Annotated in this window: 24 protein-coding genes; 14 read left to right on the forward strand and 10 right to left on the reverse strand. The window is 33.8% G+C overall.

Annotated features, from left to right (window positions below; translation table 11 throughout):
* The 9 genes from ACWNMZ_RS22585 to ACWNMZ_RS22625 all read left to right on the forward strand — a co-directional run.
* Positions 1-250, forward strand: a 250-nt coding sequence (locus ACWNMZ_RS22585) for an SPASM domain-containing protein (protein WP_449598904.1), incomplete at its 5' end; no start/stop codon positions are given.
* Between the two features lie 62 nt (positions 251-312).
* On the forward strand, positions 313-1,290 hold the full coding sequence (locus ACWNMZ_RS22590) for an aminotransferase class I/II-fold pyridoxal phosphate-dependent enzyme (protein ID WP_031540734.1): 978 nt from the start codon (positions 313-315) through the stop codon (positions 1,288-1,290).
* Entirely contained in the window at positions 1,287-2,978 is a 1,692-nt protein-coding gene (locus ACWNMZ_RS22595) for a B12-binding domain-containing radical SAM protein (protein ID WP_449598905.1), read from the forward strand. Before ACWNMZ_RS22590 ends, ACWNMZ_RS22595 begins: the two co-directional genes overlap by 4 nt.
* Positions 2,975-4,861 (forward strand): RiPP maturation radical SAM C-methyltransferase, encoded by a 1,887-nt coding sequence (locus ACWNMZ_RS22600; protein WP_031540732.1) that lies wholly within the window; start codon positions 2,975-2,977, stop codon positions 4,859-4,861. The genes ACWNMZ_RS22595 and ACWNMZ_RS22600 overlap by 4 nt, the downstream gene beginning before the upstream one ends.
* Before the next feature lie 373 nt (positions 4,862-5,234).
* Positions 5,235-5,555 (forward strand): hypothetical protein, encoded by a 321-nt coding sequence (locus tag ACWNMZ_RS22605; RefSeq protein WP_251628562.1) that lies wholly within the window; start codon positions 5,235-5,237, stop codon positions 5,553-5,555.
* 122 nt (positions 5,556-5,677) lie between these two features.
* The gene (locus ACWNMZ_RS22610; RefSeq protein ID WP_251628563.1) at positions 5,678-6,439 is read left to right on the forward strand and encodes a class I SAM-dependent methyltransferase; all 762 of its coding nucleotides are present in this window, start codon (positions 5,678-5,680) and stop codon (positions 6,437-6,439) included.
* Between the two features lie 191 nt (positions 6,440-6,630).
* On the forward strand, positions 6,631-7,419 hold the full coding sequence (locus tag ACWNMZ_RS22615) for an ABC transporter ATP-binding protein (RefSeq protein ID WP_251628564.1): 789 nt from the start codon (positions 6,631-6,633) through the stop codon (positions 7,417-7,419).
* Positions 7,416-9,047 (forward strand): hypothetical protein, encoded by a 1,632-nt coding sequence (locus ACWNMZ_RS22620; RefSeq protein ID WP_251628565.1) that lies wholly within the window; start codon positions 7,416-7,418, stop codon positions 9,045-9,047. The genes ACWNMZ_RS22615 and ACWNMZ_RS22620 overlap by 4 nt, the downstream gene beginning before the upstream one ends.
* Positions 9,048-9,132: 85 nt before the next feature.
* Entirely contained in the window at positions 9,133-9,753 is a 621-nt protein-coding gene (locus tag ACWNMZ_RS22625) for an NUDIX hydrolase (RefSeq protein ID WP_251628566.1), read from the forward strand.
* Positions 9,754-9,897: 144 nt separating this feature from the next.
* Here the strand turns inward: ACWNMZ_RS22625 and ACWNMZ_RS22630 are convergent, their stop codons facing one another.
* Positions 9,898-10,800: an ArsR/SmtB family transcription factor gene (locus ACWNMZ_RS22630; protein WP_031540726.1), complete on the reverse strand. Its 903-nt coding sequence runs from the start codon at positions 10,798-10,800 to the stop codon at positions 9,898-9,900.
* Positions 10,801-11,141: 341 nt separating this feature from the next.
* On the opposite strand from ACWNMZ_RS22630, the gene ACWNMZ_RS22635 reads away from it, so the two are divergent.
* Genes ACWNMZ_RS22635 through ACWNMZ_RS22645 form a run of 3 tightly spaced genes read left to right on the forward strand, consistent with a single transcriptional unit; the run spans position 11,142 to position 12,712 of the window.
* Positions 11,142-11,699 (forward strand): histidine phosphatase family protein, encoded by a 558-nt coding sequence (locus ACWNMZ_RS22635; protein WP_251628567.1) that lies wholly within the window; start codon positions 11,142-11,144, stop codon positions 11,697-11,699.
* Positions 11,696-12,196: an NUDIX hydrolase gene (locus ACWNMZ_RS22640; RefSeq protein ID WP_396953882.1), complete on the forward strand. Its 501-nt coding sequence runs from the start codon at positions 11,696-11,698 to the stop codon at positions 12,194-12,196. Before ACWNMZ_RS22635 ends, ACWNMZ_RS22640 begins: the two co-directional genes overlap by 4 nt.
* Before the next feature lie 18 nt (positions 12,197-12,214).
* Complete coding sequence (locus tag ACWNMZ_RS22645; protein WP_251628568.1) at positions 12,215-12,712, forward strand: GNAT family N-acetyltransferase; 498 nt, start codon at positions 12,215-12,217, stop codon at positions 12,710-12,712.
* Positions 12,713-12,954: 242 nt separating this feature from the next.
* Here ACWNMZ_RS22645 and ACWNMZ_RS22650 read toward each other — a convergent pair whose 3' ends face one another.
* Together ACWNMZ_RS22650 and ACWNMZ_RS22655 are read right to left on the reverse strand one after the other, a co-directional pair.
* Entirely contained in the window at positions 12,955-13,518 is a 564-nt protein-coding gene (locus tag ACWNMZ_RS22650; RefSeq protein ID WP_251628570.1) for a DUF2777 domain-containing protein, read from the reverse strand.
* 38 nt (positions 13,519-13,556) lie between these two features.
* On the reverse strand, positions 13,557-13,694 hold the full coding sequence (locus ACWNMZ_RS22655; protein WP_449598906.1) for a hypothetical protein: 138 nt from the start codon (positions 13,692-13,694) through the stop codon (positions 13,557-13,559).
* Between the two features lie 64 nt (positions 13,695-13,758).
* Between ACWNMZ_RS22655 and asnB the strand changes: the two genes are divergently transcribed.
* Positions 13,759-15,606, forward strand: coding sequence for an asparagine synthase (glutamine-hydrolyzing) (asnB, locus tag ACWNMZ_RS22660; RefSeq protein ID WP_251628611.1), 1,848 nt, complete (start codon positions 13,759-13,761; stop codon positions 15,604-15,606).
* A 54-nt stretch (positions 15,607-15,660) separates the two neighbouring features.
* Here the strand turns inward: asnB and ACWNMZ_RS22665 are convergent, their stop codons facing one another.
* The 5 genes from ACWNMZ_RS22665 to ACWNMZ_RS22685 form a co-directional block, all read right to left on the reverse strand.
* On the reverse strand, positions 15,661-16,779 hold the full coding sequence (locus ACWNMZ_RS22665; protein WP_251628572.1) for a GerAB/ArcD/ProY family transporter: 1,119 nt from the start codon (positions 16,777-16,779) through the stop codon (positions 15,661-15,663).
* A gap of 212 nt (positions 16,780-16,991) precedes the next feature.
* Positions 16,992-17,897: a DMT family transporter gene (locus tag ACWNMZ_RS22670; RefSeq protein ID WP_251628574.1), complete on the reverse strand. Its 906-nt coding sequence runs from the start codon at positions 17,895-17,897 to the stop codon at positions 16,992-16,994.
* 171 nt (positions 17,898-18,068) lie between these two features.
* On the reverse strand, positions 18,069-19,850 hold the full coding sequence (locus ACWNMZ_RS22675) for a glycoside hydrolase family 13 protein (RefSeq protein ID WP_251628576.1): 1,782 nt from the start codon (positions 19,848-19,850) through the stop codon (positions 18,069-18,071).
* Between the two features lie 156 nt (positions 19,851-20,006).
* Positions 20,007-20,882 (reverse strand): SDR family oxidoreductase, encoded by an 876-nt coding sequence (locus tag ACWNMZ_RS22680; RefSeq protein ID WP_251628578.1) that lies wholly within the window; start codon positions 20,880-20,882, stop codon positions 20,007-20,009.
* A 143-nt stretch (positions 20,883-21,025) separates the two neighbouring features.
* Positions 21,026-21,520, reverse strand: coding sequence for a YajQ family cyclic di-GMP-binding protein (locus ACWNMZ_RS22685; protein WP_251628580.1), 495 nt, complete (start codon positions 21,518-21,520; stop codon positions 21,026-21,028).
* Between the two features lie 199 nt (positions 21,521-21,719).
* On the opposite strand from ACWNMZ_RS22685, the gene ACWNMZ_RS22690 reads away from it, so the two are divergent.
* A complete protein-coding gene (locus ACWNMZ_RS22690) occupies positions 21,720-22,598 on the forward strand; it encodes a CvfB family protein (protein ID WP_251628582.1) in 879 nt (292 codons plus the stop codon).
* 268 nt (positions 22,599-22,866) lie between these two features.
* Here ACWNMZ_RS22690 and ACWNMZ_RS22695 read toward each other — a convergent pair whose 3' ends face one another.
* Together ACWNMZ_RS22695 and ACWNMZ_RS22700 are read right to left on the reverse strand one after the other, a co-directional pair.
* Positions 22,867-22,998, reverse strand: coding sequence for a DUF3941 domain-containing protein (locus tag ACWNMZ_RS22695; protein ID WP_081836758.1), 132 nt, complete (start codon positions 22,996-22,998; stop codon positions 22,867-22,869).
* An 87-nt stretch (positions 22,999-23,085) separates the two neighbouring features.
* Positions 23,086-23,946, reverse strand: a complete 861-nt coding sequence (locus tag ACWNMZ_RS22700) for a DegV family protein (RefSeq protein WP_251628583.1) — start codon at positions 23,944-23,946, stop codon at positions 23,086-23,088.
* Between the last annotated feature and the right edge of the window lie 165 nt (positions 23,947-24,111).

Genomic DNA, 24,111 nt, shown 5'->3' on the forward strand with positions numbered 1-24,111 from the left:
CGAGGAAGATGCTATTGAAACTAATGATGGTGAAACTTATGAAGATACATGGACATGTTGTGCGGGTATTTCTCGGATTACAGTAGACCATTTGGGGGATGTCTATCCTTGTCCTTTTTTAAAAAATGAATACAAGCTAGGAAACATTATTAATAATGATTTACATTTTTTATGGCAGGATCCGAATAGAATCAAGTTTATTGAGAATTTGAAAAAGAATTCGAAGAATGGAAAATGTTTATATTTTTAGCTTAACTAAACAGACTATCTAATAATTTAGGTTTAAAGAGGTGAAATTAGGTGGGGAATTATTTGGGACCTTGGGATTTAGATAGTGTATTAAAGGATTGGGTGAAACAAAAACATGAACATTTATTTCATACCGATTTTTACTATATGCCAGAAAATCCTATGGAAGATCCATTGATTAAAGAACTAGCAATATATTTAGACATACCACAAGAGTATATTTTTACTTGTTCTGGTATAAGCCAGGCTATTCACTCTATATCAAATTTTAAAACATGGGAAAGAATCGTTATAACTACTCCTGAATTTGGTTTATATTCGCTCGTAGCTAGTGAGACTGGAAAAGAGGTTATTACCATTCAGGTTGATACTTTTGATTGTTTAATTGATTTTTATAAAAAGAATGATAGTCGAAAAAATGATATTTTATGTTTCTCATCTCCAAGGTGGTTTGATGGGATTAGAATTACTAAAGACCAATTAACTACTTTACTCACTAATTTCCATGGCTTCTTATTTATTGATGAGGCATATATTGATTATAGCAATACAGAAGACTGGACGTTAGACTTTTGTTTAAATAATGAACGAATTATCCTAGCCCGTTCTTTCTCTAAAGGCTGGTATTTACCAGGTCTACGGACAGGCTACATTGTCAGTAAATATTTACCATCTACTTTTAGAAAACAGAATATAGTACCACATTCAGTAACAAGTTATTCAATAGAGTTTATTAAACAAATGCTAAACGATAGGGATTTAATGAATCATTTTATTAAAATTAGAAAGAATGTGATAAATTTAAGAGAATATGCGTATTTACACTTATTACAAATTGATGGAGTTAAACCAGTTAATTCAGAGGCTAATTTTTCGTGTGTCCATTTCGACCCTGAAAAATTTAATAACGAAAGACTAGCGGGTGTAACCATAGAAGGTGTAAAAGTATTAAATTTGCCAGAAGTTATTTTAAAATATGCAATTTGGGAAAAAGATGATATTGATAATATGCTTAAACACATTAAGGATTGTAGGATATGAAAATACGTTTATATACGTTACCTTTAGTTTCGTTAGCATACCCTAATTTAAGCGTACCAACCTTATTAGGATACTTAAAAGATAGATTTCAAATTGATCAGAAGGATTTATCAATAAGTATAACAAACTTATTGACTCATGAAAATTTACTGGCTGAATATACAAACCTTAGGGAAAATATTACCAATATAGAGAAGGAATATTTGGATAGTATCCTAAACATTGAAAATTCCTTAAATATCATAAGAAATAAAGACTTATTTAATTTCCCTGACTATATAAAAGCAACAAAAACTATTAATGATTGTTTAGAATTATTATCATATAAATTTGGATGTAGTTGGAACTTAACAAAATTTTCCTTTTTAAGAAAACCAAACAGTGTGAATGAACTATTAAAATTCGTTGACGAACTAAGTTTATTTGATACGATTTTTGATGATGAAGTAAAATTATTAAATAATGATAAAAGAGACATAATTGGACTCTCAGTTTCCTATGCAGAACAGTTACCCTTTGCACTACGATTTAGTCAAAAGTTAAAAGAAAAATTCCCTAATGTAAAAGTTATTTTTGGAGGAAGTTATATTACCCATGCAGCAGCAAATATAAAATCAATTATGGATGACAGTGAACTAATTGATGTAGCGGTGTTATTTAATGGAGAGTTAGTTTTAGAGCAGATAATTAATTCTTATAAGAATTTTGGAAAGGTAACTTCTGATATACCAAATGTTTTTTACAGAGATAAGGGAAGGGTTAAAAATAATTTTTTTAAAAAAAATCATGGTTGTGTGAATGATATAATCCCATCATATGACGGGATTAATCTAGATAAATATTTAAGTCCTGAAAGAGTATTACCAGTAATGTTATCTTCAGGATGTAAGCACGGTAAATGTTCCTTTTGTTCACATCATTATAACCACGGAAAATTTAATGGTTTTAAAAAAAACCAAACAATTATTGATGAGTTTAAATGTATTACTCAAAAATATAAAACGAAAAATATTTATTTCGTAGATGCATATTTAACCATAGAAAAACTTATGGAAGTTGCTAGTTTAATTAAATTTAATGATATTAAAATTAAATGGATGACTGAGACTAGAATAGATCCATTATTATCAGAGAAGGAAATTGTTGGCGAAATTAAAAAATCGGGCTGTGTCTTACTCTCATTTGGTATAGAATCATACAATAGGTCAACTTTGAAATCTATGTACAAGGAAATTAATGTAGATTGTATTCCACAGGTAATGGACACATTGGCAAATCATAATATTACAACATGTATAACATTAATTACTGGTTATCCTGGTGAAACAATTAAACAAATGGAACATTCTCTTAATCAAGCATTTTCTAATGAAGATATTGATTTAGTCGGAGTTTCAGCTTTTGGTTTAATGGAAAACTCCCCTATGCATCTATTACCCCAAAAATGGGGTTTATCTCATTTGAAAAAGAAAGATTTCCTCAGTTTAGAATATAACTTTAAATTCAAAGATGTTGAATATAATCAGAGTAATATATTTAACTTAATCAATAGTATAACAAAGGAAAACAATCTTCAAATATTTAGAGATGTTCAAAGAATTATTCAAAACAGGGTTCATTTCTTCTTTATTACAAAAAAACAATTACAAGAAATTAAGAGAATTAGCAAGGGAATGATAAGTAGGTGAATATTCTATTAATTAATATGCCGTTTGCAAGTATTATAAGGCCACCACTTGGATTAGAAATATTAAAAAATATTGCCGTAGAGAAAGGTCACAATTGTGATGTTATAAATTTGAATATTAGTTTTGCAAAAATGATGGGATTAGAATTTTACGAACTTGTGGCAGGATACGATTCAACTGATCTAATTGGAGAATGGATTTTTTCACAACATGTTTTTGATAAAAGTACCGAAGATGAGACAAACGAGTTTGTTGAGTATATTACAGCTAAGTCTAGAACAATGATACATTCTTGGCGTGAAAAAGAGAAACTATTAAGTTTAATAAATGCAGGAAGAAAGACTTCGGATGAGTTTTTAAAAAACATTATACAGAATATTGATTTTTCTAAATATCAGATTGTGGGTTTTACGAATAGTTTTCAGCAAACGATGGCTTCCATAGCCCTAATAAAGCAAATAAAAAAGATATATCCTAATCAATTGATAATAATGGGTGGAGCGAATTGTTTTGGTGAAATGGGTGTGGAACTAATAAATACCTTTAAGGATATCGATGGTGTATGCATTGGTGAAGGTGAAGGTGCTTTTATAAATTTATTAGATAATTTCAGTGTTTTCAGTGAATCACCAAGTGAAAATATTATTGTAGGATTCGCAACCAAAAAAGGATATAAGTATATTGATATTGATAATAGCTATAATTTAAATAATAATAGTATTCCAAACTTTGGTAGTTATTTCAAGGAATTATTTCAAAGTTTCCCAGAAAAGCAAAAGGAAACAGTGATATTATATGAAGGTTCAAGAGGGTGCTGGTGGGGAGAAAAACATCAATGTGTCTTTTGTGGCCTAAATGCAAATGCTATTGAATATAAAGGTAAATTACAGAAAAAAATTTACAATGAAATGAAAACATTAATTGAAAGTTATGGTGAACACACAAACACACTATTTTTCACAGATAATATAATGAGCATGGAATACTTTGAATATATCTTACCAAAATTAAAACAAGACAAGATTAAAATTGATATGTTTATGGAAGTAAAGAGTAACTTAAATGAACAACAAGTTTGTGTTTTAAAAGAAGCTGGTGTAACTAAGATACAGCCAGGAATAGAAAGTTTAGCCACTAATAGTTTGAAGTTAATGAACAAAGGAGTAGATCTATTACAAAACCTTAGACTATTACGGTTATGTAAAGAATATGGTATTATACCTTTTTGGAACATTATTTTTGGATTTAGTGGGGAAAGTTCAGAAGAAATACAGGGTCAGATAGATATTATGAAAAAAATAAATCATTTACAGCCTCCTGTGGCAATCTCTAAAATTAGGTTGGATAGGTTCAGTCCCTACTTTAATGAACAGAAAAAATATAATATTCGAATAAACGGACCGATTAAGAGCTATAAATATATTTATCGGGATAAGGGAATAAATATCAATAAACTAGCTTATTATTTTGATTATAATAATGATGCTGTATTTGAAAATAAAATTCTTAATGAATTTGTGTCTCAATTTGAAAATTGGAAAGATAATTTCAATCAAACGGACTTATTTATGTATCAAAGGAACATGGATAAATTTGTCTGTAGAATTGGGGAATCAAACAGTATTTATAAATTGAATGAAATACAAGGGAAAATTCTTGTATATGCAAGAAATATAACCTCAATTAAAAAAATTATTGAAAATGTCATAAAGGATGTTGATTGTAATGAAGAGGATATTCTTTCTAATATTCAAGAGTTAGAGAAACTTGGATTTATAATTATGGAGAGGAATAAACTTTTGACAATAGTTTTACAATTCAATCCATATATCCCCAGTGAAAATCTAATACAAAATGCATTAAATGCTACAAGTATTAGTTAGTATAAATCAATCCTCTTGAAAAGGCTAATAATAAAAAACCATAAAGAGAAAAGTTTGTACAAAGATTCTTGTCTTTTTTTGTACAAGCTTTTTTGTCCTAAACTTTCTCAAAGGGTTCAAAGGGTATTGTACAAACTATCTTGTCGTTTTTGTCCAGAGATTTATGTCGGTGAACATTGTTTGAGCCAAGTGGTAACCTCGTTAGATTAACGAATGATATAATTAGAGATATGTAGACAGGATATTTGTTAAGTATCTGCATCTATTGGCAGGTGCTTATTTCTTTAAAGAGCGGAAAATCTTTCCCACTCTATTAAAAGGCAGACATCTAATAAATCATTTACTAATAAGCAAAGGAGTAATAGGTGTTTACATGAAAAAAATATATATTGTTTTAGCAACCTTAACAATTGAAACAGTGCTAATTTGGTTTGCATCCTATTTACTGCAATGGAAATTTGTCGACACCATCTTTTTAGGTAGTCTATTGCTTTTTGGAATAGTTTATCTCATCCGCTTATACATTCATCAAACAAACACAGTATTTAACGCAAATATAGCAGGCTGGACATGGGAAGAAGCAGGAATTGGTCCGTTTCGTTTTCGTGTGTCACCAATTATTCTTGGACTTATTCTCTATATAATAATTAGTTTTTTGGTCACGTTGATAACCTATTATTCTTATTTTTTATAGCAAATATAAAGTAAAGGAAGGGTAGATCATGGCATCTTTAGAGCATGAAAGATAAAACTGTTATTGCAGAGGTCCTCCACTAATTTTTTAGATGAATAAGAAAAATAGAGGCGGAATGGAGCGTGAAAGAGATTAATTTTCACAAATATTTAGAAGAGATAAAGGCGAAGTTTGAAGGATGGGATTTTTCTAGTATCCATGACACAGGACGAATCCAAAGCAGCTTGCTTTCTTGGTCTTATGGAAGTAAGGTGGTTGCTGCCATGCAGGATGCTACAACAGTATTAGATATGGGAACCGGTGGAGGAGAATTTCTGTCTTTATTAAATGGCTATTTTCCACCAACAATTTATGCTACAGAAGGATATAAACCGAATGTACCAATTGCCAAAAAGAAGTTAGAACCATTGGGTGTAAGCGTATATGAAGTGGTCGATGATGAACAATTGCCATTTTCCGACCAACATTTTGATTTGATTATTAATAGGCACGAATCTTACTCGGTAAAAGAGCTAAAGAGAATAGTGAAGCCAAATGGAATCTTTCTTACTCAGCAAGTCGGAGGTTGGGATTGTAAGGAAATAAATGAATGGTTTGGAACTTCGGTTAATCCAGAATTTAAAGAGTGGAAGCTACTATCTGCACTCGAAATGTTCCCAGTGAACGAATGGGAAATCGTTGAGCAAAAGGAGGAGTTTCCAATCCAGCGTTTCTATGACTTGGGTGCAGTAATTTATTATTTAAAAGCGATTCCTTGGCAAGTTCCTGACTTCAGTATTAAGAAGTATGAGGATGCCCTGTATCGTCTTTATCTGCACATCGGAAAAATAGGATATTTTGATGTAACCCAATCAAGATTTTTTCTTAAAGTGAAATGTAAATAAGATAATGTGACACTAATCACCTATAGAGCCGTGGAAATTGGCTACTATAGGTTTTTTTATAAAAAATCACCCTTATTTATAAGGAGTGGAAAGCTAGATAATCGTGACAGAAAATTCACATGGTTATTGGGAGGTTTTTTCCTTTTTTTCTAGAATGGTAGAAAAGAGGTGTGTAGGAAGGAGCAAATGAGATGGTTGGTGAAGAAATTATTACAATAAAGAACTTACGAAAAAACTATGGCACGGAAGAGGTACTAAAAGGAGTGGATTTACATGTATATCGAGGAGAAATTATTGGATATATAGGTCCAAATGGTGCAGGAAAAAGTACTACTGTTAAAATTATTCTCGGTATAGAGGGAAATTATCGTGGAGAAGTAATGCTTTTTGGCAAAAATATTAGGGATGATTCGATGGGATATAAGCGGAAAATCGGTTATGTACCAGAAATTGCAGAAGTATATGATAATCTAACGGCATATGAGTATTTAACATTTATCGGTCAATTATATGGAATGAGTGCAGAGTTTGTTGAACATAAGGCAAAAAGATTAATGGAACTGTTTGGTATAGGAGAGGTATATCATTCGCGAATCTCCTCTTATTCAAAAGGGATGCGTCAAAAGCTGTTAATAATATCAAGTGTCTTGCATAATCCAGATATTCTTTTTCTGGATGAGCCAATCAATGGACTTGATGCGAATAGTGTGATGGTGTTTAAGGAGATTCTTGCCCAGTTTGCATCAAACGGAAAAACGATATTTTATTCGTCACACATAATGGATGTAGTAGAAAAAATAAGCAGTAGAATCATTCTTTTGAACGATGGAAAGATAGTGATAGACGGAAGCTTCAAAGAGTTACAAACACAAAACGAACAAGGTAGCTTGGAAGGAATCTTCAATCAATTAACTGGCTTTAACAACCATAAAGAAATAGGCGAATCCTTTGTATCCATTGTGCAAGAGGTACAATCATGACGGAATTTACTATATTAAAGTTCTTTGACCGTTTTAAGGGTTTATTTTTGAAAATAGGTATCGATTATTCCGCTTTAAGAACAATTTTACAAGTGAAATTGACAATGGATCAACGTAAGCTTCCAACCATCTTCTCCCAATCTAATCAGAAAAAAGAAAAGAAAGAAGATAAATATGCTTATATAAAATCGTTGTGGCTGTATGCTTTTATGGGGTTGATTCTTATTCCATTGATGGCCTTCGGTGATAATTACTTATTTCAAATGAGCATTTCTTTCGGAATTATTTTATTTCTGGTCATGACCTCGATGATTTCTGATTTTTCAGGTGTTTTGTTAGATGTTCGGGATAAACATATACTACATACGAAACCAATAAATAGGCGCACAGTTAATGCAGCAAAAGTGCTGCATATTATGATTTATCTTTCTCAATTGACGATAACTATTACACTTATTCCGTTAGTTGTATGTCTTGTTAAACAAGGATTTATTTTTTTTCTGATGACAGTTGTACTACTTGTTTTAGCAAATTTATTTATTGTTGTTATCACGGCATTACTTTACTTGGCTATCCTTCGATTTTTTGATGGAGAAAAATTAAAGGATATGATTAATTACGTACAGATTGGTTTGTCTATTGCCATAATGATAGGATACCAGGTTGTCATTCGGAGCTTTGAATTAGTTGATTTACATATTGTGTACAAAGTGCATTGGTGGCATGTTTTCTTTGTTCCAATGTGGTTCGCAGCACCATATGAGTGGCTATTGAATGGCAATATCAACACGATGATTATTTTGCTAGCAGCTCTTGCGATTATTTTACCAATTGCAGCTATTATCATTTATGGAAAGCTAATTCCTAGCTTTGAGAAAAATTTAGAAAAGTTAACTAGTCAAAGTAAAGCGAGAAAAGGTAAGGTCTTAAAATGGGGAGAACTGCTATTATCGTTTTTACTGAACAACAAGGAAGAAAAAGCATTCTACCAATTTACAGGGCAAATGATTAGGCAAGAAAGAGATTTTAAATTAAAGGTATATCCATCATTAGGTTTTTCGATTGTTATTCCCTTTATCTTTCTTTATAGTGGAACAAATTTGGAAAATGTTTCATTTACAACAAGTTCCTCGTATTTAACCATTTATTTTACGATGATCAATATTCCGACGATAATTTTTATGATGCGGTATTCAGGAAAATATAAAGGTGCATGGATTTTTACGATTCTTCCAATCTCTGATTTTTCTATGTATTATAAAGGGGCATTAAAAGCGCTAATTATAAAATTATATTTACCAATCTATTTTTTTATAAGCATTGTTTTTTTGTTTTTGTTCGGAATGCGAATTATACCAGATTTATTAGTAGTATTTATCTCTGCTTTCCTCTATTCGGTGATTTGCTATGGAATGTTAGATAAAGAAGTGCCTTTTTCCATGTCTTTTGATTCAGGAGCGAATCAGCAAAGTTGGAGGTTATTGCTGCTCCTGCTTCCGTTGCCAATTTTAGCAGGAATTCATTATATCAGTATATCTCTTCCATTTGGTGTTTATATTTATGGGATAGTGCTTTTCTTTGTTAATCTTATCCTTTGGAAGAAGATACAAAGGCAAGGAAGTACTTAGAAGACGGTTTATTCGTAAAATGCTGGCATTAGCAATAAGGAAAAAGATACTATTTTATAGAAAAAATAGCAGAGGAGCATCCACCATGGAAGAGGAACAACTAAAAATATTTGATGAAAACAGAACACCAATCGGGACCGCTGCCCGTAGTGAAGTACATATAAAGGGATTATGGCATGAGACCTTTCATTGTTGGATTGTATCTGAGCAAGATGGACGATCTTATCTCTATTTGCAAATTAGAAGTCCATTAAAAAAGGATTATCCAAATCTTTTAGATATAACGGCTGCAGGTCACCTGCTGGCACATGAAGATGCGAAAGACGGTGTAAGAGAGATGGAAGAAGAAATTGGTATCCATGTAGAAATAGAGGAGCTAATCCACTTAGGTGTTTTCCATTATGAAATGAATAATGGAGATATTTTGGATAAGGAATTTGCTCATACTTTTTTATATAAAAAGACCATGGATTTTAAGGAATTTCAATTGCAAGAAGAGGAAGTAGCGGGCATTGTATCCACTAAACTAGCTGATTTTTACGATCTATGGCAGGGCAGAAAAGAATTAATTGAAGTAAATGGATTTGAACTCAACTCAAGAGGGGAGAGAATTAAGATTCATCGTAAAGTGGGCAGAGAAAATTTTGCCCCTCATCCTATTTCTTATTACAAGCGATTAATTCAAGCCTTTAAAGAGAAGGTGTAAGGAAGGTTTGAACAAATTATATAAACGAAAACAGAGTAGTGACTAGACTCTTCCATCAAATATTGGTAAGGTAGGAATCGATTAAAAAAAGCTAGGGGAAATAAAAGGCAGTTTCTCCTAGCTGATTAAATAGAGCAGAATCTTCTATAAATAATACACTTTGAAAATGATATCCTGTGGGTGATTCCCAAATTTCTTTCCGAAAATCGTAGCGCCACCTACACATTCCGCATCTTCTTTCACTTCAATGCGAAACGTCCAGCGATCACAATTGTCATCTAGGTCATTGATGGTGACAGATGAAATAGGGTCTCCATCAATATACGTACCATGGTTAGTAATTCGTAGTGTTTTAAGAAGCCCATATTGATTAAGATTATGTGGCCACCATTCTGGTGTAAGTTTACCTCTTGTATCAGCAAAGTCTCCAGGACTTCTCCATGTTCCTAGTTCTATCCCATTTAATGAAAAGGTAATGTCAGAAGGCCAATTGTCATTAGAGAATGGAAATTCAGAGCATACTTCTAAACTAATTTCAAATTGTTGAATGTTTTCTTCCTTTTTTAAAAAGTTAGGAATTGTGTATTGAATAAAGCCTTGCGTAAACCACAGAATTTCTGCTTCTACTCTTTTGGGATCCATAAATAGTTTCGGTTCATCTACTCTTCCGATAAAATCCTTTTCTGAAGCTAATCCACATGTTGGCTTTAAATCATAATCTGTGTAATGACCGATTGGAACAGAGGTTTCATAAGAAGCGAAAGAATGATAAATTTTCTTCGGAAAGTTGATTTCGATATGATCCACCTTTAACATGGAAATCTTCTGTAATCCTGATTTACCTGGTACTTTCTCTGTTTTTATCAGTCCTGCATCTTCTAATTTTTTTACATGTTTTGTTACAATGGCACTGCTGATGCCTAATTCTTTGGCAAGTTCCTTTATATTCATTTTATTTTTAGACAGTAACTGAATAATTGTCATACGAACTTCACTTGCTAAAGCTTCGTACACTACTAAAGAGGAATTATCGATCCCCAATTGCATGTAGACCCCTTCTTTCAGAATATCTAGTTAACATTAAAGTTTTCTTCTTGTACAAAAGATAACATGTAAATTAATCTCTGTAAATAATTTCTTTCAAAATAAAAATTGATTAACAAATGAGTTAATTATTTATCGGAAAATAGGCCAAGGTTTATGCGGTTATTATCTTAAAGAATATCTAGTTCTCTATTTATTCATATTTCCTCCTAAAGTATAAATTCCCTTTAAAATTATCAACAGCAGATATTTATTTAGAAACGTTTAGTTTATGATTTATCTATAGAATTTTCCAATAATTTGTTAAACTGGTTATAAGCTATTGTGGGAAGGCTGGTGAAAATTTGATTAATAGTAAAAATATTTACCTAATTCGTCATTGTGAGGCGTATGGCCAGAAAGCGGAAGCTCCTTTAACTGCTAATGGAAAGAGACAGGCGAGTGAGTTAGCGGATTTTTTGAAAGATGAAGGCATCCAATTAATCCTCTCTAGCCCCTATCTTCGTGCATATGAATCCGCTAAGCCATTGGCAGAAAGACTCCAAATACCGATTCAAAATGAGGAGCGCTTGATAGAAAGAAAGCTTAGTAGCCGAAATCTAAACAATTGGCAATCTTTATTGAAACAATCTTTTACAGATTTAGATATTATATACGAAGGCGGAGAATCCAGTAGACAAGCGATGACAAGAGCAACAGAAGTAATGAAGGAGTGTCTTCAAAGACCAGAGAATAGGTTTGCAATAGTGACACATGGGAATTTGCTTGCATTAATGTGGAAATATGTTGATCCTTCCGTCGGTTATATAGAATGGAGCAAGCTTTCGAATCCTGATGTCATTCAAATTAATTACCATTCAGATAGGGTATCAGTTAAACGAATATGGGGGGATAACGATTGAAGGAAGAGAGGATGTTTCATCGACCATTTGGAGTCTATGGAATTCTTGTAGAAAAGGATAGATTGCTCGTTATACATAAGAAGAGGGGGCCATATGCCAATCGCTTTGATTTACCTGGTGGGAGTTTGGAGCAAGGAGAAAGTTTAGCGATGGCAATGAGAAGAGAGTTCTTAGAAGAGACAGGGATAGAAATAGAAATACAGAAGCAGATTGGGATGGCTGATTTTATGTTCCCTTGTAACTGGAGGGAATTTACACATATTCACCATATCGCTGCATTTTACACAGCTAGAAAAATAGGTGGGGAAATTACTGTTCCAGAGCAATTTGAGAAGCAAGATTCGTTAGGAGCTGAATGGGTTTCTATAGAAAATATTACTATCCATAAATCATCGCCACTTGTATTAAAGGCTGTAGAATGGATACAAACCGGATCACTCGGATTGGAGGTCACATGTTTTCCAGAATGGGAGGTGAAAAAAACCTTCCATATATAAAGAAAGGAGAGCGTACATATGATCATAAGAAAAGCAAAAAGTGAGGATGCCAAAGGAATTGCAAAAGTACATTTAGATAGTTGGAGAACAACCTATAGGGGGATAGTTCCGGATACCTATTTGAAGGCACTTAATTATGAGGAAAAAGAAAAAATCTGGAAAAGGGCTATCCCGACAGGTAGTGTCTTTGTTGCTGAAAATGAAGAGGGTCAGATTGTTGGTTTTGCAAATGGTGGAAAAGAAAGAAGTGGACAGTATACAGGTTATGAGGGAGAGTTATACGCCATTTATCTTTTGGAAGCCTATCAAGGAAAAGGAATTGGCAGCTCCCTCGCGAAAAAAGTTTTCGAATATTTAAAAGAAATAGGGTTTAATAGCATGATTATTTTTGCATTAGAGGAAAATCCAGCTTGTAAGTTTTATGAAGCGATTGGTGGAAAAAGAATTGGAACAGAAGAGATAGAAATTGGTGGCAAAGAGTTTGCCGAAGTCGTATTCGGATGGAATCTGGAGTAGTGCAAGAATACATTTACGGCGAAGTTGGTGCCCTGAATATGTTTCATTAGATAATTAAAAATCCTACTGGTACTAAAGGCATGTTTCTTTCGGATAAATAAGGAAAGGATTAAGCCATTTGAAAGCAAAAAATCATTCGTTTCCCGAGGTGTCAACTCGTAAAAGGAAAGCGGACACTCGGGAAATCGACTCATTATCTGCATCTTTGCACGGTGCTACTATTTTTCTATAAGGGATTACTTTTAAGAAGATAGCTTCTCTACAATCATCCGCTTTCCAGTATTTAAGGTAAACTCAAAGCGGTCCGTATTTTTTTCATTATAGAAGAAATGGTGATTCACACTGCAAAGATCTTCCTCATTATCAAAAATCATCATATTAACGCCACTCTTGCGCTTTTCGTCTTTTAAGAAAGTAAGATGATTATAACAGTATATACAATCATATATGGAGAACTTCATCGAATTTAGAGTAGTAATAAATTGATAAAAGCTATCATCACTTAAATCATCTAATAATTCCTCCAATGCAAAGACAAGATGCTTTCGTATCCGAATGGGATCTTCATGCTTTAAAAAATAAATCGATCCAGAGATATTTATTTTCCCATCCTCTAGAAGAATTCCTTTTCGCCAACGATTTAAGGAATGAATTTCGATTTCTTGATGTAAATATTCGTCAAGCATCGAAGCATCCTCTGTTTCTTCATCAAAAAAAATCCATTGATTGTTTATATATTCAACTGTACCTTTCGTAAAGGCACGTGTTTGAAATTCAATAAGTTTTGATCTATGCTGATTGTTCATTGTAAACCTCCCAAAGATTACACGCCCATAAATTCTTTTTAGACAGATAAATAAATTTTTATAACTAATCTTTCTTTTTCCTTCATTAAAATATTGAAAACGATTAATTTATCCTTTTTGAGTGGATCATGAGATAAACCTCGTATGGACAAATAACCATTTTTATTTAGATGCATAGAATACCTCATACTGATTGATTGGTATCTAATCATAAGTTCCACGGAAGAAAGGATGATAATCATGTGTGGAATAACAGGTTGGGTTGATTACAAAAAAGATTTAAGAAACGAGTCGGTCATTTTATCCGCTATGGCAGAAACATTGGCAAAAAGAGGGCCAGACGATACTAATGTTTGGACTGCGTTACATGCAGGTTTCGGACATAAACGCTTAGTGGTGGTAGATCCGCTAAATGGTATTCAGCCAATGACAAAAGAAAAACAAGGCTTTCATTACACTATTTGCTACAATGGTGAATTGTATAATACAGAAGACATAAGAAAAGAATTACTAATAAAAGGATATTCATTCCAAGGTCATTCTGATACAGAAGTTTTACTTACTTCCTATATAGAGTGGGGAGAAGAATGTCTGCAGTACTTAAATGGGATATTTGCATTTGCTGTTTGGGATGAGAAGCGAAATTCTTTATTTATTGGAAGAGATCGCTTAGGAGTTAAACCGTTATTTTATACCGAAGTTGGAACTAGCTTAATCTTTGGCTCTGAATTGAAAGCATTGCTTGCACATCCAAATGTGAAGACGGAGTTAGATAGAGAAGGGTTAGCAGAAGTTTTTGCGCTTGGACCTTCCCATACACCTGGAAGTGGAATCTATAAAGGAATTAAAGAGCTTCGACCAGGGCATGCATTAAAGTTTACACAGGATGGCTTGAAAGTATGGCGTTATTGGAATGTGCAAAGTGAGGAGCATTCTGATTCGTTTGATGAAACAGTTGAAAAAGTTCGTTTCCTTTTTAAAGATGCGGTTACTAGACAATTAGTATCAGATGTGCCATTAAGTACCTTTCTTTCCGGTGGAGTGGATTCCAGTGCCATTACAGCAATTACTTCTATGGAATATGAGAAAAATGGGAAAGGACCTCTTCACACCTATTCAATCGATTATGAAGGAAATGATAAGTTCTTTAAAGCAAATGAGTTCCAGCCGAACTCTGATGGTGTATATATAAAAAAAATGACAGATACATTTGGAACCATCCATCATAATTGTATTATCACCCAAGAAACATTGGCCGACTTTTTGCATGAAGCAGTAACGGTAAGAGATGTACCTGGAATGGCTGACGTTGATTCCTCCTTATTATGGTTCTGTCGAGAAATAAAGAAGGATTTTGTCGTAAGCTTATCTGGGGAATGTGCAGACGAAATCTTCGGAGGATATCCATGGTTTAGAAGAGAGGCTGATTTACAAAGAGCAGGATTCCCGTGGATGAGATCGATTGAAGAACGACAAAATTTATTGAAAGATTCATGGAGTAATAAATTGCAATTAAAAGAGTATATGATGGATAAATATAACCAAACTATTGCGGAAACGCCTAAATTAGCTGGCGAAAGTAAAGAAGATGCAAAAAGAAGAGAATTATTCTATCTTAATCAATTATGGTTCATGACCACATTATTAGAGCGAAAAGACAGAATGAGTATGGGAGCAAGTCTTGAGGTGCGTGTGCCGTTTGCAGACCATCGCTTAGTAGAATATGTGTGGAATGTACCATGGGAGATGAAGAATTACAAGGGAAGAGAAAAAGGATTGCTGCGAAAAGCATTAGAAGGAATTCTTCCAGATGAAGTTCTTTATCGCAAGAAAAGTCCGTATCCAAAGACGCATAATCCGATTTACACAAAAACAGTAACAAATATGCTAAAGAGTGCATTAACAGATAAAAGTTCAGTTTTATATGAATTCTTTGATAAAGAACGACTATCAGAAATTATTGAAACAGAAGGTTCTGCATTCAAAGAACCATGGTTTGGCCAACTAATGACTGGACCACAGCTGCTTGCACACTTAGTACAAATCCATCATTGGTTCAAAGATTATCATATCAATATTGTGGAGTAAGAAAGCGAAAAAAATCCCTAGAATGACGATTCTATCGTGCTATCTAGGGATTTTTTATGTTTTATCATGAAGTGGAGAATTTCCCTTATGGATGAATTTTTTTAGTAATAGGACAAATAAGAGGAAGCAAGGGAAAGCAAATTGTAAAGGTAAATATAGTAGATACGGAACAACTAGAGAAGCTTCTTTAATATGATCATTAATTTCTAAACTAATGAAAATAGAAAACATGGAAATAATACAGACGCTAGGTACGACAAAATAGCGATAAGGGGATTTAAAAATATATTCTAACCCCTTTAACCCTCCATAAATAAAGATGGAACTTTTAATAACAATTCCTAGCATAATGATAAAAACAGCAAGAGCATCAATTCTTTCAAAAAAATCCGCGATGGAAATAAGCCTTGTTGTGCTCAAAATTGGAAAGGTAGCTCTTGAAGCAGTTGTTACTCCTAAAGATGCAGTAATAATTAATGTAGCAATAGTGAGCAATATCCCAGATACTGCTACTGAATAGATAACAGATTTCTTACGCATTTTTATGTTGGAAATGTGTGGAAAAACACATGTCATTACAATTAATTCTCCGTAAGGTCGGCTTACTTCAATCGGAAACATTGCCTCGATTACAGGTAGGATGCCTCTTGCCAATACTGGCTGGATTTTTGTAATAGATATATTTTGACTTGCGAATAAGAAAATAATGAGTAGGAAAAGAAATAGAGCTGAATAGGGTGTAAATATTTCAGTTGTTCTTCCTAAGATTTCAATTCCTAAATATAGTATATAGCCAATTATAACCATTAAGGAAAGAATAATAATTTCAATTGGCGTTAACGGGAGGATAAAGGTAGATGTTAATTCGCCAAAATCCCTAATTGTTCTAGCTGCAAGATAAAAAAAGTAAAGAGAATAGACAAGCGTAATGGGAATAGCAAAAAATCGATTGAATCCAAACTCAATGATCTCAAATAAATTCTTTGAAGGCACTAATTCATTTATATTAAGAAAAAAAGAGGCAATAATTAAGCCTGTAAAGGTCGAGAGAAGTACCGTAATCCAAGCATCCTCTTTTGCGGTAATACCAAGGACAACAACTAGCGTAGTACCTAGGTTAAAACCAATAATAATAGCAAATAACTGACTTAGCGATAGATTTTCTTTTAGCATGAAAAGGAATCTCCTAATTGGAAATATGTAGATGCTTAAAGTAGTATTTGTTTCATTTACCAGTAATATGCAAGAAAAAGGATGTTTTTATGTAACGATAATTTAAGATAGCCTACGTTCTAGGTTGCGTTCTAAGTGGAATATAATCAGCGTAATGAAAAAATCAGTGGGGGAGTCCACTGATTGAAAGGTGTTTAAAAATTGGTAGTAATCTATCCTATTGGCTTTTCTTGGGTAATGGCATGTTTAGGCTGCTTTTGCAGTAAGAAAAAGAATACGCCGAACAAAACAAGGATACCACCTATGATTTGAGAATGGATTAATCGCTCATTTAATAGTAGTACAGCTAAAAGGGTAGCTCCAACGGGTTCTCCTAAAATGCTCATAGAAATAGTTGTTGCATTAACATAATTTAGTAACCAATTGTTGATAACATGCGCAAGTGTTGGAACAATTGCAAGCAGTATAAAAATACCCCATTCTCTGCCAGAGTAGCCAGTTAATGACTCACCTGCTATTAAATTATAGACAGTTAACAAACAGGCAGCAAAAAAGAAAACGGTAAATGTATAAATCCAATGAGTCATTTTTTTAATAATATTTTGACCAATTAATAAATAGCCAACTACTGCAATCACGCTCAAGAAGGAAAGAACATCTCCTATAATTGCATTGCTGTCAAGTCCAATATCTCCCCAGCCAATCATCACAGCACCAATAATCGCAATACCCATAGTCAGAATAGCAGTGGAATTGGTTCTTTCTCGAAAGAAAATAAATCCACCAAGAAGAGAGACAATAGGCTGAAGTGCCAAGATAATCGTAGAACTAGCTACAGTAGTAAACTTTAGAGAACTGAACCAAAGGGCAAAATGCAACGCTAAAAAAGAGCCGGAAAAAAATAAGAACGACCAATCTTTTTTGGAAAGCTTTTTAAAATCATTTCTGTGTATGTATACCATGGGAATCATAAAAAGACATGCGAGCCACATTCGATACATGCTTAATATTGTGGCAGGAGCCTCCGACCATTTCACGAATATCGCAGAAAAGGAGATTGCGATAATAGAGATAAGTAAGGGAAGCCCAATTGATTTGGATGGTGCTTGCTGATTCACTTTATTTCCTCCTGACAATTCAAACAATTCGATCTAATAGTAAATATAGTACGTTCCACGTTAGGAAACAATCATTATTTTCAGTTCTTGGAAAAAATTTATGGAAGAGGTAGGAGAAGGCGCCCACGAGGATACAATGCAAATGGACACCTTTTAATAAAAAAACGCACTTTAACTTACATGGATATATTCATAGTTCATATTAAAGCGAAGGATACTGGATTCATATGGTCCGAGTATTACTGCTAAATCATCTGATTCAGCTGCATATTCTTCGTCTGTTAATAAAAGAGAGATTTTTTTCCCCCGCAATGGAAAGGGGAGCAGAAATTGTACTTCCGTTTCACTTTTATTAATAACGGTGAGTATGATTTCTGCCTCATTCTTTGAATAATAGGCTAAACAAGAATCTGTGTTTGTCAAAAAGTAGAAATTATTGCTATTTATGAGAAAGGAGCTTTGCTTACGAACTTGAATTAATTGCTTAACAAATTCTTTTAGCTTTTCATCGTGCTCTCCTGAATTCCAAAGCATACATTTTCGACAGCCAGGGTCGGCTCCTCCTCCTAAACCAATTTCGTCTCCATAGTAAATGCAAGGAGTGCCAGGATAGGTAAAGAGAAAGGTGAATAAAAGCTTCACACGTTCTTTTCGATAACTACATTCATGAAGTATCCTCGGTGTATCATGGCTCCCGATTATATTAAATAATACGTTATTCACCGTACTAGGGTATGCATGTAAGGTTGTCGTCATATCCTCCATAAATTGTTTGGCAGAAATCATGTCATAGGCAAAAAATTGAAGTGCTTTCGTTAGTAAAGGATAATTCATTACCGAGTCAAATTGCTCTCCTCGAAGCCATGGTAGGGAATCATGCCAAATTTCTCCTAATATAAAAAGGTCTGGTTTTAAGTCTTTCACGGCTGTGCGGAAAGATCTCCAAAATTCATGGTCAATTTCATTGGCAACATCCAAGCGCCAGCCGTCGATATCACATTCTGTTATCCAGTATTTTGCTACATGTAAAAGATATTCTTTCACTTCTTGATTGGCTGTATTAAATTTGGGCATTGCTTCAAAAAAGCCAAATGTTTCATAATTTATCGTGTTAGCTTCTTTTAAAGGAAATTTATGTATATGAAACCAGTCTTTATAGCGCGAATTCTCTTCGTTTTTTAGAACATCTTGAAATGGTGGGAAGTGATAGCCGCAATGATTAAATACAGCATCAAGCATGACTCGAATCCCACGATTGTGACATTCTCTTACAAGCGTTTTAAGTAATTCTGTATCGCCAAATTGTGGATCCACTTCTAAATAGTTAATGGTATCGTATTTATGATTGCTTTTTGCATGAAAAATAGGAGTAAGATAAATCCCAGTTATTCCAAGGTCTGAAAGATAGTCTAAAGAATCAATAATTCCCCGGAAATCGCCTCCAAAGAAATTCCATAAGCCAGGTTCTTCTTGTCCCCACGGTGCAGTGTCTATAGGATTTAAAGAACTATCCCCATTTCGAAATCTTTCTGGGAATATTTGATACCAAATAGTTGAAGAAACCCATGAAGGAGGAGAAAAAACGTCTTTCTCGTGAAGATAGGGCAAGCAAAAATAATAGCCGGCATCTTCTGGAATAAAGGGAAAGAAGCCTTTTTCGGTATAAGTTATTTGTTGTTCATTACCTCTTATGATAAAGCCATAACGAATTCTTTTTTTATTTAAAATGGTGCAATGCCAATAATCAAAAAGAGAATCAGTTCCGCTTTTTTTCATCATCATTCGGTGTGATACCCAATGATAATTACTCATTTCGTATTGATCACCGTAAATTATTTCGATTTCATTCACATTTGCTCTTTTTGTTCGAATTCGAATATGGAGGGTATCTCCATTTTGTAAATAGCAGTAATTACCGTCACTTCGATGATAGATTGAAGCCAAATCAATCATTTTTCACACTCCCTATACATTCTTTCTATATCTTTTTGCCACTAGTGTTGACAGAATAGAAAGTTTTTAAAAGGGAAAATAAAATTAGCTATCATAGAAAAAACCACTCGCAATAAAGGTGCGAGCGGTTTGGAATTGATAGAGAGTTAAAATGATTTATCCGTTAACGATGCTTCCTCCATTGACATGAAGAACTTGTCCAGTAACATAAGTCGAATCATTACTAGCCAAATATACATAGGCTGGAGCAAGCTCACAAGGCTGACCTGCACGTTTTAAAGGAGTATTCCCACCAAAGGATGCCACTTGTTCACTGTCAAACGTAGAAGGAATGAGTGGCGTCCAAATTGGTCCTGGAGCTACTCCATTCACACGAATGCCTTGTCCAGCAAGAGACTGCGATAAGGAACGAGTGAAAGCTGTAATCGCTCCCTTTGTAGAGGAATAATCGATTAATGTTTCATTCCCTTTATAGGCAGTGATTGATGTCGTATTGATAATTGTATCTCCTGACTCTAAATGAGGAAGGGTCGCTTTTGTTAAGTAAAACATAGAGAAAATATTTGTTCGGAATGTTTTTTCTAATTGTTCGGCACTAATATCTAGCAAACTTTGTTGTGGATGCTGTTCAGCTGCATTATTCACTAAAATATTAACTTTTCCAAATTCAGATACAGTTTTTTCCACAATTGTTTTGCAGAAGCTCTCATCACCAACATCTCCAGCAAGCAATAAGCATTTTACTCCTTCTGCTTCTACTAGCTCTTTTGTCTTTTGGGCGTCATCATGTTCATTTAAGTAAACAATTACGATGTCTGCACCTTCTTTTGCATAATAAATGGCTACAGACCGGCCGATTCCACTATCTCCACCAGTAATGATAGCAGTTTTTCCTTTTAATTTTTCTGAGCCTTTGTAAGCGGGATCAACATCTTTAGGCATTGGATTCATTTCTGTCTGAATGCCTGGCTGCTGATTCTGATGCTGTGGGGGTAAGGTTTGTTGTAATTGTTCCTTCTTGCTATTACTCATATGAATCACTCCTTCTATCTTTTGTCCATGTTTACTTATTTTTCCCAAATCTACTAATATAAACATGGAAAAAATAGGGTTAATGGAAAGGGAGGGATTCAAAAAAAGATGGCAGCCTAATTTGGCTGCCATCCGACTACTAGTTAGCGATAATTGACAAATTGCACATCAATCGTAATTTTTGATTCGTCTTTTACAGCTGCGATAATCTTTTGTAAATCGTCACGGCTTTTAGCAGTTACACGGATTTGATCGTCTTGCTGTTGTGTTTTCACTTTTAATCCACTGTTCTTAATTAACGCATTAATTATTTTAGCATTATCTTTATCAATGCCCTGGATTAATTTCGCTCTTTGGCGGACTGTTCCCCCTGAAGCTCCTTCTATTTTGCCATAATCTAAGTTTTTAATGGGAATGCCGCGTTTAAACATTTTACTGATAAGGACATCTTTCAGCTGCTCTAATTTATATTCATCATCCGAAACAAGAACTAATTCTTCTTTGTCCAATGTTATATTACTCTTGCTTCCTTTAAAATCATAGCGGTTTTGAATTTCCTTCATTGCTAACTGTACTGCATTTGTAACTTCAGAAAAATCTACCTTTGAAACAATATCAAATGAGCTATCTTTTGCCATAATTACCTCCTGATTTATGGAATCATACACGATTTCTAAGTATATCTAGTGCTAATTCCATTTCTTTTATGCTTGTATTATAGTAAAATATAGCAGTTGTAACAACTTTAGGCATGAAGTATTCACTAAATAGGGAATAATGATGATAAAAGAATATAGATGAAAAGTTGAATAGACAAGAAATAAAGGAGGAAAACAAATGTCGTTAAGAGATTATATGGGGCGTGTAGAAATATTAACGGTTGCAAGAATAGCATCTTTCGGTTATTTTTTGACAATTGAAGAGGAAGACGAGGATGTACTTTTGCATTTTAGTGAAACAGATCAAAAATTTGAAGAAGGCGATGAAGTACGCGTCTTTATTTACAGTGATTCACAAGGAAGAGCATGCTCCAGTACATATATCCCGTCTATTGCGGTTGGTAAATATGATTGGGTAAAAGTAACGGATCGTAAAGAGGGCATTGGCTGCTTTTTTGATATTGGTTTGAAAAAGGACATGCTATTAGGAGAAGATGATTTACCAGTTCATGAAGAGGTTTGGCCAGAAGTTGGAGATATGCTTTATATTACTTTAAAGGTAAATAAAAATAATTATTTGTATGTAAAACCAGCTACGGATCCAATTATTGAAGAAATGTCAACAAAGGCGACAAGAGAAGATTTTAATAAAAACATTCATGGCTATATTTATCGAACAGCGAAAGTTGGAAGCTGGATTTATACAGCAGAAGGCTATAAAGGATTTATTCACGAATCTGAGCGAGGTCAAGAACCAAGATTAGGGGAAAAAGTTAGTGGTCGTATAATCGACGTTAAGTTAGATGGCACAGTAAATATATCCTTATTACCAAGAAAAGAAGAAGCACTTGATAAGGACGCACAACTAATTTTGGATTATTTAATTATGCGAAAAGGTGCAATGCCTTATGGAGATAAGAGTATGCCTGAGGACATTAAAGAACGTTTTAATCTAAGTAAAGGATCGTTTAAACGTGCACTTGGTAAGTTAATGAAAGAAAATAAAGTGTATCAAGAAGAAGGCTGGACGTATTTAAAGGATAATAGTGAAAAGTAATTGATTATAAATGAGATAGGTGCATTCCAAAATTTGGGATGCGCTTTTTGTAGGTATATAAAGATCTAAAAAGCTTTTTTTGGGAGGATAAGCATGAAGGGGGAGCTCAGTGCTCTATTTGGGAAGATACCACCTGGAAAGGTAACAGAGAAGCCATCGCAAACGCCCTTCACAACAAAAAACAAGTAGCTATAAATCTCTAGACTACAATAAAGATAACAAAACCTAAAAAAGGAGCTGCCAATCCCATTGACAGCTCCTCCATAACTTATAAATGATCTGTTTTTTTGCTGTATTGATGTTTACCATTTTTGCGATTTTTTTCACGCATCATGTTCTTTTCATGACGCAATGCATTGTTGTCTTTTGCTTTTTTATCATTATCAGAAGTATGTGGCATAAAAATACTCCTTTCAGCATCATCTTTTGTTCCATAGAACATTGATAGTATGACTGAAAGGAGTAAACTTTATTCTATTTAATGCTGTTATTCTGAAACTTTATTTAAGAAGAAAATAGCAATCGTTCCAGCACCAGTATGTGAACCAACAGATGCACCAATAGAAGAAATGAATACGTCTTGTGGATGGAATTTTTCTACAATCATTTCTTTCACTTCTAAAGCAGTTGCTTCATCATCTGCATGGCTTATGGCAAACACTTGTTGATCCAATTTTTCGCCCCGCTCCTCTATTAGTTCCATCATTCTGCGCAAGAGCTTCTTTTTGCCACGAATTTTTTCAAGAGGAACCAATTTTCCGTCTTCAACATGAAGGAGAGGCTTTATATTTAGTAACCCACCGAGAAATGCAGATGCTTTTGAAACACGGCCACCTTTGGCTAAATATTCCAAATCCTCCACTGTAAATAAGTGTTCCATATGCTCGCATAAGAACTTTAGTCGTGGTATAATTTCACTTACGTCTTTCCCTTGATCGCGGAGTTTCACCGCTTCTTGAACAACTAAACCAGCACCTAATGATGCGCATTTGCTATCAATGATTGTGAAATCAAAATTAGGATATTCTTCCTTTACTTGCTCTGAAATCATTACTGCTGTTTGGTACGTTCCAGATAATTGCGAAGAAAATGCAATATATACAGCTTTTTCGTTATTCTGAGCTAATGCTGTAAAAACATCTTTAAATAATGCAGGAGAAACTTGTGATGTTTTTGGAACTTGTCCGCTGCGAATAGCATTATAGACAGTGGTTGGTTCAATTGTTTTTAAATCCTCGTATTCTTTACCGTCTAAATTAACTTTTAGCGGTAATAGTGTAACCTCATGTTTCTCATAATAGGATAGAGGTAAATCACTCGCACTATCTGCTAGGATTTTAAAAGTCATATTCATTCCACTTCTTTCTATTTTTTATAAAAACATATGGTAATTGGAGTACAGTTATGATAAATAACAATAAACTCTGTGAAAATGCCTTGTTTTTGATAACAAGGCATACTTATTTGTAGTTTATAAAATTTTAAGAGAAAAAACAATGAATAGTAAATGCAA

This window comes from Niallia sp. Marseille-Q9988 (assembly GCF_976954375.1).

What these genes read in the sequence shown, in the direction of transcription:
- ACWNMZ_RS22595 (WP_449598905.1), top strand. Translation starts at nt 1,287, where the DNA reads ATGAAAATACGTTTATATACGTTACCTTTAGTTTCGTTAGCATACCCT.
- ACWNMZ_RS22690 (WP_251628582.1), top strand. Translation starts at nt 21,720, where the DNA reads ATGTCGTTAAGAGATTATATGGGGCGTGTAGAAATATTAACGGTTGCA.
- ACWNMZ_RS22685 (WP_251628580.1), bottom strand. Translation starts at nt 21,520, where the DNA reads ATGGCAAAAGATAGCTCATTTGATATTGTTTCAAAGGTAGATTTTTCT.
- asnB (WP_251628611.1), top strand. Translation starts at nt 13,759, where the DNA reads ATGTGTGGAATAACAGGTTGGGTTGATTACAAAAAAGATTTAAGAAAC.
- ACWNMZ_RS22700 (WP_251628583.1), bottom strand. Translation starts at nt 23,946, where the DNA reads ATGACTTTTAAAATCCTAGCAGATAGTGCGAGTGATTTACCTCTATCC.
- ACWNMZ_RS22645 (WP_251628568.1), top strand. Translation starts at nt 12,215, where the DNA reads ATGATCATAAGAAAAGCAAAAAGTGAGGATGCCAAAGGAATTGCAAAA.
- ACWNMZ_RS22615 (WP_251628564.1), top strand. Translation starts at nt 6,631, where the DNA reads ATGGTTGGTGAAGAAATTATTACAATAAAGAACTTACGAAAAAACTAT.
- ACWNMZ_RS22650 (WP_251628570.1), bottom strand. Translation starts at nt 13,518, where the DNA reads ATGAACAATCAGCATAGATCAAAACTTATTGAATTTCAAACACGTGCC.
- ACWNMZ_RS22665 (WP_251628572.1), bottom strand. Translation starts at nt 16,779, where the DNA reads ATGCTAAAAGAAAATCTATCGCTAAGTCAGTTATTTGCTATTATTATT.
- ACWNMZ_RS22655 (WP_449598906.1), bottom strand. Translation starts at nt 13,694, where the DNA reads ATGCATCTAAATAAAAATGGTTATTTGTCCATACGAGGTTTATCTCAT.
- ACWNMZ_RS22605 (WP_251628562.1), top strand. Translation starts at nt 5,235, where the DNA reads ATGAAAAAAATATATATTGTTTTAGCAACCTTAACAATTGAAACAGTG.
- ACWNMZ_RS22680 (WP_251628578.1), bottom strand. Translation starts at nt 20,882, where the DNA reads ATGAGTAATAGCAAGAAGGAACAATTACAACAAACCTTACCCCCACAG.
- ACWNMZ_RS22620 (WP_251628565.1), top strand. Translation starts at nt 7,416, where the DNA reads ATGACGGAATTTACTATATTAAAGTTCTTTGACCGTTTTAAGGGTTTA.
- ACWNMZ_RS22675 (WP_251628576.1), bottom strand. Translation starts at nt 19,850, where the DNA reads ATGATTGATTTGGCTTCAATCTATCATCGAAGTGACGGTAATTACTGC.
- ACWNMZ_RS22695 (WP_081836758.1), bottom strand. Translation starts at nt 22,998, where the DNA reads ATGCCACATACTTCTGATAATGATAAAAAAGCAAAAGACAACAATGCA.
- ACWNMZ_RS22625 (WP_251628566.1), top strand. Translation starts at nt 9,133, where the DNA reads ATGGAAGAGGAACAACTAAAAATATTTGATGAAAACAGAACACCAATC.
- ACWNMZ_RS22630 (WP_031540726.1), bottom strand. Translation starts at nt 10,800, where the DNA reads ATGCAATTGGGGATCGATAATTCCTCTTTAGTAGTGTACGAAGCTTTA.